This window comes from Pseudomonas sp. GW456-12-1-14-TSB6 (genome assembly GCF_059424205.1).
This window is the reverse complement of sequence record NZ_JBWKZE010000046.1, coordinates 1-17,754: the sequence shown is the minus strand read 5'-3', so window position 1 is coordinate 17,754 and position 17,754 is coordinate 1. Positions and strand designations below refer to the sequence as shown.

At 61.7% G+C, this 17,754-nt stretch carries 12 protein-coding genes; 3 read left to right on the top strand and 9 right to left on the bottom strand.

Annotated features, from left to right (window positions below; translation table 11 throughout):
- Positions 1–277 precede the first annotated feature (277 nt).
- From AC07Y2_RS27275 to tpx, 5 genes are all read right to left on the bottom strand, one after another.
- Positions 278–1,747 (bottom strand): efflux transporter outer membrane subunit, encoded by a 1,470-nt coding sequence (locus AC07Y2_RS27275; protein WP_103387329.1) that lies wholly within the window; start codon positions 1,745–1,747, stop codon positions 278–280.
- Positions 1,744–4,851: an efflux RND transporter permease subunit gene (locus AC07Y2_RS27270; protein ID WP_085667118.1), complete on the bottom strand. Its 3,108-nt coding sequence runs from the start codon at positions 4,849–4,851 to the stop codon at positions 1,744–1,746. The genes AC07Y2_RS27275 and AC07Y2_RS27270 overlap by 4 nt, the downstream gene beginning before the upstream one ends.
- A gap of 112 nt (positions 4,852–4,963) precedes the next feature.
- On the bottom strand, positions 4,964–8,056 hold the full coding sequence (locus AC07Y2_RS27265) for an MdtB/MuxB family multidrug efflux RND transporter permease subunit (protein ID WP_039772386.1): 3,093 nt from the start codon (positions 8,054–8,056) through the stop codon (positions 4,964–4,966).
- The gene (locus AC07Y2_RS27260) at positions 8,053–9,360 is read right to left on the bottom strand and encodes an MdtA/MuxA family multidrug efflux RND transporter periplasmic adaptor subunit (protein ID WP_103387330.1); all 1,308 of its coding nucleotides are present in this window, start codon (positions 9,358–9,360) and stop codon (positions 8,053–8,055) included. The genes AC07Y2_RS27265 and AC07Y2_RS27260 overlap by 4 nt, the downstream gene beginning before the upstream one ends.
- A gap of 175 nt (positions 9,361–9,535) precedes the next feature.
- The gene (gene tpx, locus AC07Y2_RS27255; RefSeq protein WP_074690905.1) at positions 9,536–10,036 is read right to left on the bottom strand and encodes a thiol peroxidase; all 501 of its coding nucleotides are present in this window, start codon (positions 10,034–10,036) and stop codon (positions 9,536–9,538) included.
- 270 nt (positions 10,037–10,306) lie between these two features.
- Between tpx and AC07Y2_RS27250 the strand changes: the two genes are divergently transcribed.
- The 3 genes from AC07Y2_RS27250 (at position 10,307) to AC07Y2_RS27240 (ending at position 13,520) form a co-directional block, all read left to right on the top strand.
- Positions 10,307–10,732 (top strand): YciI family protein, encoded by a 426-nt coding sequence (locus tag AC07Y2_RS27250; protein ID WP_074690904.1) that lies wholly within the window; start codon positions 10,307–10,309, stop codon positions 10,730–10,732.
- Between the two features lie 149 nt (positions 10,733–10,881).
- Positions 10,882–12,528 (top strand): J domain-containing protein, encoded by a 1,647-nt coding sequence (locus AC07Y2_RS27245; protein ID WP_103387331.1) that lies wholly within the window; start codon positions 10,882–10,884, stop codon positions 12,526–12,528.
- Entirely contained in the window at positions 12,525–13,520 is a 996-nt protein-coding gene (locus tag AC07Y2_RS27240) for a DUF3829 domain-containing protein (RefSeq protein WP_103387332.1), read from the top strand. The genes AC07Y2_RS27245 and AC07Y2_RS27240 overlap by 4 nt, the downstream gene beginning before the upstream one ends.
- A gap of 49 nt (positions 13,521–13,569) precedes the next feature.
- On the opposite strand, the gene AC07Y2_RS27235 is transcribed toward AC07Y2_RS27240, so the two are convergent.
- The 4 genes from AC07Y2_RS27235 to AC07Y2_RS27220 all read right to left on the bottom strand — a co-directional run bounded on the left by AC07Y2_RS27235 (position 13,570) and on the right by AC07Y2_RS27220 (position 17,651).
- A complete protein-coding gene (locus AC07Y2_RS27235; RefSeq protein WP_011333935.1) occupies positions 13,570–14,241 on the bottom strand; it encodes a DUF3313 domain-containing protein in 672 nt (223 codons plus the stop codon).
- Positions 14,242–14,397: 156 nt separating this feature from the next.
- Entirely contained in the window at positions 14,398–15,372 is a 975-nt protein-coding gene (locus AC07Y2_RS27230; RefSeq protein ID WP_103387333.1) for a hypothetical protein, read from the bottom strand.
- Positions 15,373–15,501: 129 nt separating this feature from the next.
- Complete coding sequence (locus AC07Y2_RS27225) at positions 15,502–15,981, bottom strand: DUF934 domain-containing protein (RefSeq protein ID WP_074690900.1); 480 nt, start codon at positions 15,979–15,981, stop codon at positions 15,502–15,504.
- Positions 15,978–17,651, bottom strand: coding sequence for a nitrite/sulfite reductase (locus AC07Y2_RS27220; RefSeq protein ID WP_103387334.1), 1,674 nt, complete (start codon positions 17,649–17,651; stop codon positions 15,978–15,980). The genes AC07Y2_RS27225 and AC07Y2_RS27220 overlap by 4 nt, the downstream gene beginning before the upstream one ends.
- Between the last annotated feature and the right edge of the window lie 103 nt (positions 17,652–17,754).

Genomic DNA, 17,754 nt, shown 5'->3' with positions numbered 1-17,754 from the left:
GTTCTCCGCGGGGCCAAATGCGCCGATTGTACTGATTGCGCAGAAGAACGCACTGACAAAGTAATCAAATGGCCATCAACCCGATGAAACGCTTGTTTGATCGTCGGGCAAGGCTCTGATTCAGGGTCTTGAGAAGATCGTCCGCCTCGCCGGCAGATCGTTCCCACGCTCTGCGTGGGAATGCCTCAACGGACGCTCCGCGTTCGGCTCTGGAAGGGACGCGGAGCGTCCCGGGCTGCATTCCCACGCGGAGCGTGGGAACGATCATGACTTCACGTCAGCGGTTATCAGTGGTTTCCAACTGCCCATCCCACCCACCGCCCAGCGCCGCGATCAACTGCACGCTGGCGATCAAACGGCTCTGCAACACGTTCAACACACTGCGCTCGTTGCTCAACGCCGTGGCCTGCACCGTCACCACATCGAGATAAGCAATCACCCCGGCCTTGTACTGGTTTTCCGTCAGACGCAACGAATCCCGTGCCGCATCGAGGGCTTCCTGGCGCACAACCGCTTCGTCTTCGTACACCTTCAACTGCACCAGGTAGTTTTCCACCTCGCGGAAACCGTCGAGCACGGTCTGGCGGTATTTGGCCACGGTCTGGTCGTACACCGCTTCGGTGCGGTCGACTTCGGCCGAACGGATGCCGCCGTCAAATAGCGGCAGGGTCATTTTCGGCCCGACCGACCAGAAGCGGTTCGGCAGGCTGATCAGGTTCTGCGAGGTACTGCTGCTGTAACCACCGCTCATGCTCAGGCTGAAATCCGGGTAGTACGCGGCCTTGGCCACGCCGATGTTGGCGTTGGCGGCGATCACCGAGCGCTCCGCCGAGGCGATGTCCGGACGGCGCTCGAGCAACTGCGACGGCAGGCTCAGCGGAATTTGCGGCAGCTTGGGAATGTCCTGGGTCTCGGCAATATTGAATTCGGCCGGCGGCTGGCCGGTCAGTACCGCGATGGCATTTTCGAACTGCGCCCGTTGCCAGATCAGGTCCACCAGATCGCCCTGGGTGGTTTTCAGCTGGGTCTGCGCCTGCGCCACCGCGTCCCGCCCGGAAACCCCGGCGTTGTACTGGTTCATGGTCATTTTCAGCGAGCGCTCGTAAGCGGCCACTGTCGATTCGAGCAGGCGTTTCTGCTGATCGATCACCCGCAATTGCAGGTAGTTCTGCACCAGCTCGGATTGCTGGCTCAAACGCATCGCCGCCAGATCGGCATAGCTCGCCTGGGCGCTAGCCTCATTGGCTTCCAGGCCGCGACGCAACTTGCCCCAGACATCCGCTTCCCAACTCACGCCCAGTTGCGCGTTGTAGGTGTCACGAATACCGCTGGAGGAACTGCTTAGGCTTGAACTGCTGCTGCCGGTGCCCTGGCTGGAGCGGGTCTTGCCGGCACTCAGATCAATACTCGGATAAAACGCTCCGCGCGCGCTGCGCACCAAGGCCTGGGCCTGACGGTACTGGGCCTCGGACTGGGCGACGGTCTGGTTGGAGCTGTTGAGTTTCTCGATCAGCTGGTTGAGCTGACGGTCGCCATACAGCTCCCACCACGCGCCACGCGCCAGGGAATCGCTCGGGTTGGCCTGACGCCAGCCTTCGGCTTCCTTGTACTGGGCGATTTCGGCGGTCTGCGGGCGCTGGTAGTCCGGGCCGACGGCGCAGGCACTGAGCATCGCCACGCACAGTGACAGGCTCAGTAGGCGCGAGCCGCGAACGGTAGCCAGATTGATAAGCGAACGGTCAGTCATAGCGGAGTTTCCAGAGCGGCATCAGTGCGCACGCCACGCCATTTGTTGAAACGATGGCGCAACTTGTCGAGATAGAGGTAAACCACAGGCGTGGTGTAAAGGGTCAGCACCTGGCTGAAAATCAGCCCGCCGATAATGGTCAGGCCCAGCGGCTGGCGCATTTCCGCGCCTTCGGCCCGGCTCAGCAGCAACGGCAAGGCGCCGAGGATCGCCGCCAGCGTGGTCATCAGGATCGGCCGCAAGCGTTGCAGACAGGCGCTGCGGATCGACTCCAGCGGCGCCATGCCCTGATGACGCTCCAGTTGCAGCGCCAGGTCGATCATCAGGATCGCGTTCTTCTTCACCACACCGATCAGCAGGAACAGCCCGAGCAGCGAGATCAGGCTGAACTCGCCGCCCAGCACATAGATCGACAGCAACGCGCCGACCCCGGCCGACGGCAGCGTCGACAGAATCGTCAGCGGGTGAATGTAGCTCTCATACAGCACGCCCAGCACCAGATACACCGCCAGCAGCGCACCGAGGATCATGAACGGCTGGCTCTTCTGGGTAGCGGCGAAGGCATCGGCGGTGCCGGCCATTTTCACGATCACGTCTTCCGGCAGACCGAGCTTGGCAATCGCCCGTTCGATGGCGGCACTGCCCTGCTCCACCGTCACGCCTTCGGCCATGTCGAAGGAAATGCTCTCGGAGGCGAACTGGCCTTCGTGGCTGACCCGGTCGTCTTCCAGGCTGTTTTCATAGTGAGCGAAGGTCGACAGCGGAATCCGCGCGCCGTCGGCGGTGATCACCTGAACCTGCTTGAGCGTCACCGGATCCTGGGCATATTTCGGATTGACCTCCATCACCACCTGATACTGGTTGAGGCTGTCGTAGATCGTGGAAATCTGCCGCTGGCTGTAAGCGTTGTTGAGCACCGCTGTGACCATTTCCATGTCCACGCCCAGGCGTTTGGCCTGATCGCGGTCGACGATCAATGTCACCTGCTGCGCACCCGCGCCTTCGCGGGCATCGATGGCGGTCAGCTCGGGCAAGGCCCGCAGCGCGGTGACCACTTTCGGGTACCACTCGCGCAACTCACCCAGATCACCGCTTTGCAGAATGTAGCTGTACTGCGAAGTGGTCTGCTCGCGGCCGCCGCCAAATTGCAGGTCCTGGTCGGCCATCAGCATCAACTGCGCACCGGCCACCTTGGGCATTTCCTTGCGCAGGCGCTCGATGACCTTCTGTGCCGAGATATTGCGCTCCTTGATCGGTTTCAGGCGCACCAGCATGAAGGCGTTGTTGGTGCCGTTGGTGCCACCAATGAACCCGGCCACACTCTCGACCGCGTCGTCCTTGAGCACGGCGCGCCGGAAGGTCTCCATTTTCGGCTGCATCACACTGAACGACAGACCGTCGTCACCGCGCACGAAACCGATCAACTGGCCGGTGTCCTGCTGCGGCATGAAGGTTTTCGGCACCACCACGTACAGGGCAACGTTCACCCCGACGGTGATGATCAGGCTCAGCAAGGTCAGGCGCCGATGACGCAACACCCAATCGAGGCTGGTGGCGTATTTGCCGACCATCCAGTCGTTGGTGCGGCGGCTCCAGCGTTGCAGGCGGTTTTCCTCGCCCGGTGTATGGGGTTTGAGCCAGCGGGCGCAGAGCATCGGGGTCAGCGTCAAAGAAACCACCAGCGACACCACGATGGCCGCGGCCAGGGTGATGGAGAACTCGCGGAACAGGCTTTCGATGATCCCGCCCATGAACAGGATCGACAGGAATACCGCCACCAGCGAGACGTTCATCGACAGCAAGGTAAACCCGACTTCCTTGGCCCCGAGGTACGCGGCCTTCATCGGTTTGACACCTTCGTCGATATGCCGGGAAATGTTCTCCAGCACCACGATGGCGTCGTCCACCACCAGCCCGGTGGCGAGAATCAGCGCCATCAGCGACAGGTTGTTCAGCGAGAAGCCGTAGAGGTACATCACCGCAAAGGTGCCGACCAGCGACACCGGCACCGCCAACGTCGGAATCAGGGACGCACGGAAATTGCCGAGAAACAGGAACACCACCAGAATCACCAGCGCCACGGCGATCAGCAGGGTCATTTCCGCTTCGTGCAGGGTGGCCTTGATCACCGGCGAGCGATCCATCGCCAGGTTCAGTTTGACGCTGGCCGGCAGCACCGCCTGCAACGCCGGCAACTGCGCCTTGATCTCGTTGACCGTCTCGATGATGTTGGCGCCGGCCTGGCGGTTGATCACCAGCAACACAGCCGCGTCGTCGTTGAAGAAACCGCTGTTGTAGCGGTCTTCCACGCCGTCGCTGACCTTGGCCACGTCTTTCAGACGCAGGGCCGCGCCGCCGTTGTAGTGGATGATCAGCGATTCGTAATCCTTGGCTTTCTCCAACTGGTCGTTGGCCTGGATCTGCCACAGGCGCTGGTCGTCTTCGACCGAGCCCTTGGGCCGACGCACGTTCGCTTCGGCGATGGTCTTGCGCACATCGTCCAGCGCCACGCCGTACTGGTTCAGTGCCTGGGGCTCGAGTTCGATGCGCACCGCCGGCAAAGAGCTGCCGCCGATCTGCACTTCACCGACGCCCTGCACCTGGGACAGACTCTGGGACAGGATGGTCGACGCCAGGTCATAGAGCTGGCCTTTTTCCAGCACGTCCGAGGTCAGCGACAGCACCATGATCGGTGCCTGCGACGGGTTGACCTTCTTGTAGGTCGGCATGCTGCGCATCCCGCTCGGCAGCAGGTTGCGCGAGGCGTTGATCGCCGCCTGCACTTCGCGCGCCGCGCCGTTGATGTCGCGGTCGAGGTCGAATTGCAGAATCACCCGGGTCGAGCCCTGGCTGGAACGGCTGCTCATGGTGTTGACGCCGGCGATGGCGCCGAACGAGCGCTCCAGCGGCGTGGCCACGGTGGACGCCATGACCTCCGGACTGGCGCCGGGCAGGCTGGCCTGCACCACGATCACCGGGAAGTCCATTTGCGGCAGCGGCGACACCGGCAGCAGGCCGAAGCTCACACCGCCCAGCAGCATGATCGCCAATGAAAGCAGCATGGTTGCCACGGGGCGCTTGATGAAAGGACCCGAAAGATTCATAGGTGGCAACCACTAGCGGCAAGCTGCAAGCCGCAAGCTAAAAACCTGTTCCGAGTCCGCTTTTCTCTTGCAGCTCGAAGCTTGACGCTTGCAGCTGTATTCACGTCGCCCTTCACGCAACCTCTCCTGTGCCGGACTTCGCCCAACGCCGTCCCAACCGATCAAAAGCCAGGTAAATCACGGGCGTCGTGAATAAGGTCAGCACCTGACTCACCAGCAACCCGCCGACCATCACCAGACCCAGCGGCTGACGCAATTCAGCGCCGGAACCGGTGGCCAGCATCAACGGCACCGCACCAAACAGCGCAGCCAGCGTCGTCATCAGAATCGGCCGGAAGCGCAACAGCGCCGCCTGATAAATCGCCTGCTCCGGCGCCATGCCCTGAGTGCGTTCGGCGTCGAGGGCGAAGTCGATCATCATGATCGCGTTCTTCTTCACGATACCGATCAGCAGGATGATGCCGATGATCGCGATCATCCCCAGATCATTGCCGCTGAGCAGCAACGCCAGCAACGCCCCCACCGCCGCCGACGGCAAGGTCGACAGAATGGTGATCGGGTGAATGTAGCTCTCGTAAAGCACGCCGAGCACGATGTACATGGTCACCACCGCCGCCAGAATCAGCAGCAAGGTGCTCGACAGCGACGCCTGGAACGCTTCAGCCGCGCCCTGGAACTGGGTCTGCACGCCGATCGGCATGCCGATGTCCTTCTGCACCTGCTCGATGATGTCCACCGCATGCCCCAGCGCCACGCCGGGCGCGAGGTTGAACGACATCATCACCGCCGGGAACTGGCCGATGTGGGTAATCGCCAGTTGCGCCTGCCGCTCTTCGACGTGGGCCAGACTCGACAACCGCACCTGCCCGCCATCGGTGGTCTTGACGTGAATCTGATCCAGCGCCTGCGGGCCAATCTTCTCTCCGGCCTGAGCCTGCAGCACCACGCGGTACTGGCTGGCCTGGGTGTAGATGGTCGAGATCTGCCGCTGGCCGAACGCGTCGTACAGCGCGTCGGTGATATTCGAGACCGACACACCCAGCCGTGAAGCGGCGTCGCGGTCGATGACCAGGAACACCTGCAAACCCTTGTCCTGCAAGTCGCTGGCGACGTCGGTCAGTTCCGGGCGCTGGGCCAGAGCCTCGACCAGACGGCCGCTCCACAGACTGAGCAATTCGGAATCCGGCGACGACATGCTGAACTGATACTGGGTGCGGCTGACGCGGTCTTCGATGGTCAGGTCCTGCACCGGCTGCATGAACAGACGGATGCCGACAAGCTTGTCCAACTGCGGTTGCAGGCGGGCAATCACTTCGGTCGCCGTCAGATCACGCTGGCCGTGGGGCTTGAGGTTGATCAGCAACCGACCGCTGTTGAGCGTGGCGTTGTCGCCGTCGACCCCAATGTAGGACGACAGGCTTTCTACCGCCGGATCTTCCAGAATCACCTTGGCCAGCGCCTGCTGACGCTCGCCCATCGCTGCGAAGGAAATCGACTGCGGTGCTTCGGAAATACCCTGGATCACCCCGGTGTCCTGCACAGGAAAGAAGCCCTTGGGCACCACCATATAAAGGAACACGGTCAGGGCCAGCGTGCCGATGGCCACCAGCAGGGTCAGCGGCTGGTGCTTGAGCACCCACTGCAACTTGCGGCCGTAAGCGGCGATCATCCAGTCGATGAACGCACCACTGGCGCGGTAGAAACGGCCCTGCTCATGTGCTTCCGGCTCACGCTTGAGCAGACGCGCGCACATCATCGGCGTAAGGGTCAGCGAGACCACCAGGGAAATCAGGATCGCCACCGCCAGGGTGATGGCGAATTCGCGGAACAACCGCCCCACGACGTCGGCCATGAACAGCAGCGGAATCAGTACCGCGATCAGCGACAGGGTCAGGGAAATCAGGGTGAAACCGATCTGCTTCGCGCCCTTGAGCGCCGCCTGCATCGGGCTGTCACCCTCCTCGATGAAACGCGCGATGTTCTCCAGCATCACGATCGCATCGTCGACCACGAAACCGGTGGCGATGGTCAGTGCCATCAGCGTCAGGTTGTTGACCGAGAAGCCGGCGAGGTACATCACGCCGAACGTACCGATCAGCGACAGCGGTACGGCCACCGACGGAATGATCGTGGCACTGGCGCGGCGCAGGAACAGGAACGTCACCATCACTACAAGTGCGATGGCGATCAGCAATTCATGTTGCACGTCGGTGACCGAGGCACGGATGGTCTGGGTGCGGTCGGTCAGCACGACTACGTCGAGACCGGCCGGCAGGTTGTCGGTGATGCTCGGCAGCAGTGCCTTGATCCGGTCGACTACTTCGATCACGTTGGCGCCCGGTTGACGCTGGATGTTCAGCAGAACGGCCTGATTCTGGTTGGCCCACGCCGCCAGACGCTCGTTTTCGGCGCCGTCGACGATCTGCGCGACATCCTTGAGCCGCAGCGGCGCGCCGTTGGCGTAGGCCAGGATCAGGTTGGCGTAATCCTTGGGCGACGTCAGTTGGTCGTTGGCGTCGAGCATCGACACCCGGGTCGGGCCGTCGAAGTTGCCCTTGGGCTGGTTGACGTTGGACGCACTGATCAGCGTGCGCACGTCCGACAGGTTCAGGCCATTGGCCGCTAGGGCCTCGGGATTGACCTTGATCCGCACCGCCTGACGCTGGCCGCCGGCAATGCTGACCATGCCGACGCCGCTGATCTGGGCGATCTTCTGCGCCATGCGCGTGTCGACCAGGTCATTGAGTTTGGGCAACAACATGGTTTTCGAGGTGATGGCCAGGGTCAGCACCGGGGTGTCCGCCGGGTTGACCTTGTTGTACACCGGCGGCGCCGGCAAGTCGGTCGGCAACAGGTTGGTCGCGGCGTTGATCGCGGCCTGCACCTGCTGTTCGGCGACGTCCATGTTGATGTCGAGGCTGAAACGCAGTGTCAGCACCGAGGCACCGCCGGAACTGGTCGAGGCCATTTGCGTGAGGCCAGGCATCTGCCCGAACTGGCGCTCAAGCGGCGCGGTGACGGCGCTGGTCATCACGTCCGGACTGGCGCCCGGATACAGGGTCATGACCCGGATGGTCGGGTAATCGACCTGCGGCAAGGCCGAAACCGGCAGCAGGCGATAGGCGATCAGACCGGCCAGCACGATGGCCAGCATGCTCAGCGTGGTGGCGACCGGGCGAAGGATGAACAGACGCGAAATGTTCATGCGCCCTTCTTGGCCTTGTCGGTGACGGTGGCGTCAGGCGCAGTGGCGGCTGACTTGCCTTGCAGGTGCTCGGTCGGAGTGGTCGGCACATCCTTGCTGTCGTTGACCACTTCCACTTCGCTGCCTTCCTTCAGACGGTCGGTGCCTTCCAGCACCACCCGGTCGCCGGCGGCCAGACCTTCGGTGACTACCGTGTTTTCGCCGTCGCTGGCACCGATCTTCAATTGGCGGATGGTGACTTTCTTGTCGCCGTCCAGCGCGTAGACGAAGGTGCCGTTGGTGCCGAACTGGATGGCCGCCGACGGTGCCAGCACCACACCTTTCAAGGTGTCGGCCAGCAGGTGAACGTTGACGAACTGGTTGGGGAACAGCGACTGATCGCGGTTCTCGTAGCGCGCCTTGAATTTAAGGGTGCCGGTGGTCACGTCGATCTGGTTGTCGAGGCTTTGCAGCACACCGGTGGCCTGCAGTTTGGTATCGCCACGATCCCAGGCCTCGGCCGGCAGTTTGGCGCCGCTGCGGTAGCGGGCGAGCACGGTTTCCAGGCTGTTTTCCGGCAGGGTGAAGGCGACGCTGATCGGTTGGGTCTGGGTGATGACCGCCAGGGAGGTCGTGTCGTTGGCCGCCACGAGGTTGCCGACGTCGAGCTGACGCAGGCCGACGCGACCGGCAATCGGTGCGCGGATCTTGGTGAATTCGAGATTGAGCTTGGCGTCGTTGACCGCCGCCTGATTGGTTTTCACGGTGCCGAGGTATTGGCCGACCAGCGCTTCGGCGGTGTCCAGCGTCTGCTTGGCGATGCTGTCTTCCTTGTACAGGCCGCGATAGCGCTCGACATCGACCTGGGCGTTCTTCAACTGCGCCTGATTCTGCAGCAAGGTGCCTTCCGCCTGGAGCAAGGCGTTCTGGTACGGACGCGGGTCGATCTCCGCCAGCAGGTCACCGGCCTTGACCATTTGCCCTTCCTCGAAATAAATCTTCACCAGTTCGCCACCGACCCGGCTGCGCACATTGATGGTGTTGAGCGCCGTCACCGTACCGAGGGCCTTGTAGTACAGCGGGAAGTCCCCGGTGACCGCCGGCGCCACGCGTACCGGAATCGGCCCGGCCGCCCCGCCGAAGCCCGGACGCATCATCCCCGAACGGCCAGTGTGGCCGGCCTGCGCCTTCTCGCCGCCCTCCTTGTGGGTCGAACCGGCGGGCCAGAATTTCCAGCACAGACCGGCAATGACCAGCAGGACAAGCAGGCTCAACAGCCAGCGACGGGAGTTTCGGGAAGACGATTGCATGGAGTGATTAACCATTGGGCGCGTGGGCTTCTTTTACGGGAGGCTGAACGATAAGCACTGGTGGGGATTTAGCAAAGCAGCTTTACCGGCAATTTACCTTCCACTTACGTTTCAAGGTGTGAGGCAAAACACTGATACACAAATGAAAACGGCCTGGACAGAGCCAGGCCGTTAACAATTGTAAAAGCGCTTACTTGAGAACGGACAGCGCCGCTTCGTAGTCAGGCTCTTCTGCAATTTCCTTGACCAGTTCGCTGTGCAGGACGTTGTCGTTTTCGTCCAGAACAACCACCGCACGGGCGGTCAGGCCTTTCAGCGGGCCGTCAGCGATGGCCACGCCGTAGTTCTCGAGGAACTCGGTGCCGCGCAGGGTCGACAGGTTTTGTACGTTTTCCAGGCCTTCGGCGCCGCAAAAACGAGCCTGGGCGAACGGCAGGTCAGCCGAGATGCACAGCACCACGGTGTTGCTGATGTCGTTGGCCTGAGCGTTGAACTTGCGCACGGAGGTGGCGCAGGTCGGGGTGTCGACGCTTGGGAAGATGTTCAGCACTTTGCGCTTGCCGGCGAAGTCTTTCAGGGTGACGTCGGACAGATTGCCGGCTACCAGGGAAAAGGCTGGCGCCTTGGAACCGGCTTGTGGCAGTTGGCCGTTGACTTGAACCGGGTTGCCTTTGAGAGTGACTTGAGCCATGAACGGAGTCCTTCTTAACGTTGTTGGGAAAGCATGCAAGAGGCGGAAGTTAACCACGAAATTGTCCGACGACCTATGCCTGGACTGAAATTGTCATGTGCTGGCACGCAAAACTGGATACACATTCTCCAGTAGCCCCACATCCCCGCTCTCAAAGAGGGTGATGCTTGTTAAAACGCAAGTCTGCGTCTTTTCTTTAACGACCTGTCGATTCAGACCCCGGCCGTTCGACTAAGCCATGAATCCCTCACTTACCTGCGGAGAAACACCATGCGCTTCATGATCATTGTCAAAGCCAGCCACGACTCCGAAGCCGGCGTGATGCCCAGCGAGCAATTGTTGACGGACATGGGCAACTACAACGAGGAACTGGCCAAGGCCGGCATTCTGGTGTCCGCCGACGGCCTGCACCCCAGCAGCAAAGGCGCCCGCGTGCGCTTCAGCGGGGAAAACCGCAGCGTGATCGACGGCCCGTTTGCCGAGACCAAAGAGCTGATCGCCGGTTACTGGATCTGGGACGTCAAGTCCAAAGAGGAAGCCATCGAGTGGGTCAAGCGCTGCCCGAATCCCATGCCGGGCACTGAATCGGAAATCGAGATTCGCCAAGTGTTCAGCGCGGAAGATTTCGGCGCCGAGTTCACCCCGGAACTGCGCGAGCAGGAAGAACGCATACGCGAGCAAGCCAAAAAACACTGAAGCCCCGAATCGAGCACGTCAGCATTTTCCGTAAGGCCGGTGACGACTGAGCGAGACACGGGGACTTTTCGACGCGAAACAGGTAGGGTGCGCAACATCACAATGCCACCACTGGATCGCGTCGCGGTTTTTATGGAGTTGTCATCGCAATGAGTTGCTGGACCGTCCTTGGCCTGTCGGCCGACGCCGATGTGCGCACCATCAAACGCCAATATGCCGTCCTGCTCAAACAGACCCGCCCCGACGATGATCCCGAGGGTTTCCAGCGGCTGCGCGATGCCTATGAGCAGGCGCTTGCGTACAAGGAATGGCAGCAGTATCACGAGCAGAATCAGGATGAAGAGCAGGAACAGGGTATTGAAGAATCCTGGGACCTGAGCGGCCTGACCGTGGTCGAGGTCGATGCTCTGCAACTGGCGACCCGTTCGCTGGACGGGCTCAGTGTTGAAGAGCTGAAACGTCGCCATACCGTCGCCCTCGAACAAGGCTGCGCGCATATCTTCGAGGACACTCTGCTGCATCACTGCATCGAGCACCCGGAATCCTCCGACACGCTGGTGGACTGGGCGGTGCCGACCTTTTTCTGGTTCAGTGCCTGGCAACGCCTGGAGCTCGATGAAGAATCGATCGAGCTGTTGCTGGCCCGGCAGCGAACGCGGATCACGCAACCGATGCGTGAAGCCCTCGAACAGGAAGACGTTGACGGATTCCTCCAGGCGTATGCCCGTTGTGCACATTTCAAATGGCTGACAATCGAACGACATCAGAAATGGTTCGACCATACCCTGAGCCATTTACTGCTGGATGCCCCGGTCTGGTCTCCCGAGATTTTCGAACGGGTGCGCAACAATCAAGGCTGGCACGGCTGCACGGGAAATCCCTGCCCTGACGGCGAATGGCAACGCCTGCTGGCTCGCCAGAATGCGCCGCTTTTCCTGGCTCACCAGCAACAACTGGCCACGGAGCCCGCCGCCACCCCCGAACACCGCGCCGCCCGCCTGCTGCTGGGCACCGGCTCGTTCAGCGCCCGTCGCGCACTGGCCCGACGCCTGCGCGAGGACGACTGGGCGCAATGCCGCAAGTTGAGTTCGGAGCTGTACGCCAATCACCCCAAGGTCTGCGCGCAGATGCCCGGCGGCACGGCGTTTTTCTGGCAAAGCTGGGAACTGAGCTTCAATGACTGGCCGACCTACGTGGGCGTGGTGCTGGCCTGCCTGATTGGCGCGTTCACCCATTACATTCCGTTGGGTGTGCGCCTCAGTGGACTGATCAATATCGTCATGATCTCGACCGTGGTGTTTGGCGTGATCGTGGCCGGGCTCAATTGGCTGGTGCACAACGTTGCTCATCGCGTATGGCGGCTGGATGACCGGCTCAGCGCCGCTCTTTGCCCCGGAGTTTTCAAAGACTCGCCGCCGTTCGGCGTGCTGCGCGACCTGGTGCCCGGCGCATTGATGGTGGCCGGGCTCGGCTGGTTTTTCGGCCCGATTGCCGGCGGGGTGTACGCCGCGACCCTGGCGACCTTCGGACTGGTGCGCCGCTGGCAGTCCAGGCCGCGGGTGTCCTGGGAAGAAAGCCGACCTGCCGTGAAAGTCGGCGTGACGATCCTCGGCATTCTGGTGCTGGCCCTCGTGCTCGGCGTGTTCAAAGTGGTCGCCAGCCAAGGCACGGTCAATCGCAATCAGGGTCTGCAACCCTGGACCGAACGCCTGTGCAGCCGCTTGCCGGCCACCACCGCCGAATGCAGCGCACCGGCCACCGTTGAGCAGTGGTACGGCAAGGAGGCGCGCCCATGACCACCAGAGTGATGTTTTGCGTCGGGATCTTCTTCGCGCTGGTGATCATGGGGCTGACGGGCGCGACACGCCCTTTCCTGCAGCTCGATCTCTGGCTGGACGAGCGCGATGCACCGATCACCGCCCAGGCCAATGCCCTGAGCCCGGTGATTGCCTGCGTCAACCGGATCGACGTGCAATGGCGAGTGGCCTACGACCGCTACAAGAACCCTCAACCGCCCTTGCCCCGCGACCAACGCTGGTTGAAGAGCCTCAAGGATTTCGACGACAGCGACGCGTTCAATGTGCGGGACATTCAGCGCGATGTCTGCGGTCAGGGCCTCACGGAAAAACTCGAACTGCTGGAATGGCAGCCTGAACTGGCGCGACAGGCGAACGAGTACGTCCGGGCGCTGAGTCACGTTACGACCACCATTGCACCCACGCGGTTTTACCGGGAGGCGAGTTTCACCTCCGGGTCGCAACAGCCCTCCCCTGGAGAACTGGCTGCGATCGAGCGCGTTTCACAGGAGTACATCGACGCCTCGACGGCTCTGCGGCAAAGCCTGCTGCCGCTCGACGCTGCGCAGCGTCCCGAACAGCTCAAGCTGATCGAGGCTCGTCTGGGCAGGGACATTCACTGGGACTTGCTGGCGTACATGATTCAGGCGCGGGAGACCGTCGACGTGCTCGACGAAGCGATGAAAAATCGCACTCTGACCCCAAAATTGCTGGCCGACACCACCGCGAAGTTGCAACAGGCGTGGAACCGTCGCGAACCCTGGCTCGCACCGCGCACGGGTGGATTCCAGAACAAGACCGATGCCGCACGGGATCTGTGGCTGCGCATCGGCGAGCCGGGGCAAGACTATCTCGAGGCGTTGAACACCCTGCAAGCAGACTGGCACAACCACGCTAAGCCCGAACGTTTGAGCGAGGACTACTACGCCGTGACCCGCAGTTACGACGGTTTGCTCAGCCATTACAACCGACTGGCGCGCGCCAGTTTCTGACGCAGTGCACACGCCGGATCGCCCTCAGGGGCGACCCGGCGTGCCGGTCCTACTTGGCCTTGAGCTTGAGGTAGGACTGATGCAGGTCCGACGCCCAGCCATCAATCACGCTTTTCACGTCATCGGCCTTCATCACCTGCGAATCGTTTTCCAGCGGTTTGCCGGTGCCTTTGCGCACCACCTGCGCCGCCACTTTGTTAGTGCCGCCATCGAGGAACACCGCTTCGGTCGCCAGCGTGGTTTCCTGATCGCGAATGCCGCTGGCGGTGCTGACCGCTGCCGCTACCAACGCCACCGGAATCACCTCATAAGCATGGAGGCCTTCGGTCTTGCTGCTGACGGCGGTGATGGCCGCGCGCACCACAATCACACCCGGCCCGGGGCCTGAGGCCAGCGGCAAGGATTTACCCAGTTCACGCTTGAGCGCCTGATCGTAGTAGCTGGTGATGCCGTTGAGGGTCTGCTGCGGAATCTTCACGGTGGGTTGCGGTTTGGGATAGAGCTGGGTCGGTTCGACGTAGAAGCTGGTGAATTTGCCGATGTCGACTTTCGGGTCAATCCAGCGCATCACTTCAGCCCCCGACGGGGATTTGGCCTCCCTCAGCTGGCTGTAGTCCTTGAGGAAGCCTGAGTACTCGTCGGGTGCGACGGTTTTGCTGGAGCAGCCCACCACGCCCAGCGTGGCAATGCACAGGGTGCTCATCATTACGGCTAGCTTCATGCTGTAACTCCTGTCGGAAGGCCGAATTTATTGCGTCGGGGGAGTTACAGGTATAGCTAAATTCGCGCCGTTTGCGATCAGAAACCCCAACATTGCGCAACGTCGGGTCCGGACCTTTGAAAGGTCCGGACCATCACGGGTGCTCAAGGCTTTCTTCTACCAGCTCGAAGTCTCCCCACTGCGCAACGCCATCTCCCGCCGGCTGTTGGCCCGCATCGCCTTGATCAGCGACACCGTGCCCACCAGCAAAATCGCCGCACCGAACAGAAAATCAATGTTGTACAGCTGGAAATCCTGCACCGGCCCCACCAGCACCGTGCGCACCACGCCAATCCCCACCAGCGTTGCAAGGAAGTCGATCCCCGGCTCATCGCGGTAGAACACCAGCAGCAACGGCAGGCACAGCACCAGCAGCATCAACAGCACCACAACCTTGAACGAGCCCTTGCGCTCGACGCTGAACGCGCATTCGTGGGGGCCGTAGGCCTTGTAGTCCTCGTCGCGGATCATCGAGTTTTTCTCGTTGATGTAGTCGGCGCGGTTGTACTTCTGGATCGGCGTGAAGGTGTTGGACATCTCCATCAGCGTGGTGATGTTCTTGAAGCGCAGGTCGATGCGCTCGCTACCCTTGAGGTAATACAGGACTGGCTTGTAGCCGTAGCGATAGGTGTCGAAAGGAAACTCGGTGACCCGGCCCTGGACGCTGATCGGCCGCGATTCGAGTTCGGCGAAGGCGCTCTTGTCGGTCGAGGCGAGGTTGCGGCTCAGGGGCAGGACTTTCACCTGTTCGAGGAAGATCGGCGTGACGCCGAACGACCACTGCAACGGTTCCAGGCGCAGACGCAGTTCGTTGCGGCCCAGGTCATAGCGGTTGAAGGTGCGTTCGGAGACCACCACTGCGCCGCTGAGCATGAACTCGCCGCGCAGGTTGTTGGTGATGCGCAGGGTCAGTTGATCCTTGCCCAGCAACGCCGCTTCGGTGTTCGGCGGCGTGCCGCACCAGGCGGTGCTTTCGCCGACGCCACCGAGATGACCGCCACGGTTTTCGTTGAACACATAGATGTAACCGGCCCACAGCGTCACCATCAGCAGCAACGCGGTGATGCCCAGAATTTTTTTGCCCGGACTCACTGATCAGACTCCCTTCTTCGTTCCGTCGTCCAGCCGAAAACCCGCTGGCGACGGGGACTCTACCAAAAGGCCACCATCGACCCAAGGAAAAATCCCCGATTCATCAGGGTTCTAAGGGTTTCCCCTGCATCACCTGCGCCGGAACAACGGTCGCGGCTCGATCACCGAGCGCCCGTACAACACGCTCATCCCGGCCAGTCCCTTGAGCGCATCCTCGGCGGATTTGTCCTCGCGCACGGCGAAGCTGTCGAAACCGCACTGGCGCATGTGGCTGAGCTGGTCGCGCAGTACATCGCCGATGGCGCGCAACTCGCCTTTCCAGCCGAAACGACTGCGCAGCAAATAGGCCTGGCTGTAGGCGCGGCCGTCGCGAAAGCTCGGGAAGTCGAGGGCGATCAGTGGCAACGAGCTCAGCCACGGCAGCAGGCTTTCGACGCCGTCGTCCGGGCCGAGCCAGACCGCATGGGTCGAGGGTGATTCGAGCCAGTGGGCCAGTGGCAGAATCAGCATTTCAGTGCTTTCAGACGTTTCAGGCGAGCGGATCAGCGTCCACGGATCATCCAGCACGATCCGCGCCCCACTCTCCTCCATGCGCAACAAATTGTTCATGCCGACACCTCCTGCGCTTTCGGATAAACCCGCTCCTTGAACGGCTCCAGGCCGATGCGCGCCACGGTATCGACGAACAGTTCTTCGGCCTCGCGATAACGCACGAAGGTGCCGATGATCCGTTCGATCACCTGCGGTACTTCGGCAGCGCTGAACGACGGGCCGATCACTTTGCCCAGCGCACTGTTCTTGCCCTGAGCCCCGCCAAGGGTGATCTGATACCACTCGCTGCCGTTTTTATCGACGCCGAGAATCCCGATGTTGCCGATGTGGTGATGGCCGCAGGCGTTCATGCAGCCGGAAATGTTCAGGCTGATGTCCCCAAGATCGTGCAGGTAATCGAGGTTGTCGAACCGCGCCTGAATCGCTTGGGCAATCGGGATCGATTTGGCATTGGCCAGCGCACAGAAATCACCGCCGGGGCAGGCGATGATGTCGGTCAGCAGGCCGACGTTGGCGACGCCCAGCCCCTGCTCTTTCGCCAATTGCCACAGCGTGTACAGATTGGACTTGGGCACATCCGGCAGGACGATATTCTGTTCGTGGGCGATGCGGATTTCGCCGAAACCGAAACGCTTCGACCAGTCGGCCACGGCCAGCATCTGCGCATCGGTGACGTCCCCCGGCGGCGAGGCCAGGCCCGGTTTGGTCGACAGCACCACGCTGGTGTAGCCCGGCACTTTGTGCGGCTGCACGTTGCGCGCGACCCAACGGGCGAACGCCGGGTTGTCGGCCAGGTGCGTGCCGTAATCCAGATCGGTGTCCGCCAGCGTGCGATAGCTCGGCGGCACGAAGGCACTGGCGACGCGCTGGTATTCATCTTCGGTCAACTGCGCGGGGCCGTCCTTGAGGTGTTGCCATTCCTCTTCGACTTCCTTGGCGAACGCCTCGATGCCCAGCGCCTTGACCAGAATCTTGATCCGCGCCTTGTACTTGTTGTCGCGGCGACCATGGCGGTTGTAAACCCGCAGCACCGCCTCGACGTAGGACAGCAAGTGCTGCCACGGCAGGCCATCGCGGATTTGCAGACCGAGGATCGGCGTGCGCCCCAGACCGCCGCCGACGATCACTCGCAGCAGCATCTGGCCGTCACGGCCGGGGTAAAGGTAGAGACCGATGTCGTGCATCATGATTGCCGCGCGATCCTGCTTCGCCGAGCAGATGGCGATCTTGAACTTGCGCGGCAGGAACAGGAATTCCGGGTTGATCGTCGACCATTGCCGCAGGATTTCCGCCAGCGGACGCGGGTCGATCAACTCGTCCGCCGCGACCCCGGCGAAGGCTTCGGTGGTGATGTTGCGCACGCAATTGCCCGAGGTCTGGATCGCATGCATGTTGACCTGCGCCAGACGCTCGAGAATGTCCGGCACCTCGTGCAGTTCGATCCAGTTGAACTGTATGTTTTGCCGGGTGGTGAAGTGGCCGTAACCACGGTCGTAGTCCCGGGCGATGCTTGCCAGTGTGCGCATCTGTTCGGCGCTCAGCGTGCCGTAAGGAATGGCCACCCGCAGCATGTACGCGTGCTTTTGCATGTACAGGCCGTTTTGCAGGCGCAGCGGCAGGAACTCTTCTTCGCTCAACTCCCCGGCCATGAAGCGCTCGACCTGATCGCGAAACTGCGCAACGCGCTCGAACACCAGCGCCCGGTCGTAATCATCGTATTGATACATGCAGCGGCTACCTCATCAGTTTTGATCACGGTCAAAACTGTGGGAGCGGGCTTGCTCGCGAATGCGGAGTGTCAGGCAACTGACTTGTTGGCTGACACTCCGC

Coding starts and splice junctions, on each gene's coding strand:
- AC07Y2_RS27275 (WP_103387329.1), bottom strand. CDS start 1,747: ATGACTGACCGTTCGCTTATCAATCTGGCTACCGTTCGCGGCTCGCGC.
- AC07Y2_RS27270 (WP_085667118.1), bottom strand. CDS start 4,851: ATGAATCTTTCGGGTCCTTTCATCAAGCGCCCCGTGGCAACCATGCTG.
- AC07Y2_RS27265 (WP_039772386.1), bottom strand. CDS start 8,056: ATGAACATTTCGCGTCTGTTCATCCTTCGCCCGGTCGCCACCACGCTG.
- AC07Y2_RS27260 (WP_103387330.1), bottom strand. CDS start 9,360: ATGGTTAATCACTCCATGCAATCGTCTTCCCGAAACTCCCGTCGCTGG.
- tpx (WP_074690905.1), bottom strand. CDS start 10,036: ATGGCTCAAGTCACTCTCAAAGGCAACCCGGTTCAAGTCAACGGCCAA.
- AC07Y2_RS27250 (WP_074690904.1), top strand. CDS start 10,307: ATGCGCTTCATGATCATTGTCAAAGCCAGCCACGACTCCGAAGCCGGC.
- AC07Y2_RS27245 (WP_103387331.1), top strand. CDS start 10,882: ATGAGTTGCTGGACCGTCCTTGGCCTGTCGGCCGACGCCGATGTGCGC.
- AC07Y2_RS27240 (WP_103387332.1), top strand. CDS start 12,525: ATGACCACCAGAGTGATGTTTTGCGTCGGGATCTTCTTCGCGCTGGTG.
- AC07Y2_RS27235 (WP_011333935.1), bottom strand. CDS start 14,241: ATGAAGCTAGCCGTAATGATGAGCACCCTGTGCATTGCCACGCTGGGC.
- AC07Y2_RS27225 (WP_074690900.1), bottom strand. CDS start 15,981: ATGAACAATTTGTTGCGCATGGAGGAGAGTGGGGCGCGGATCGTGCTG.
- AC07Y2_RS27220 (WP_103387334.1), bottom strand. CDS start 17,651: ATGTATCAATACGATGATTACGACCGGGCGCTGGTGTTCGAGCGCGTT.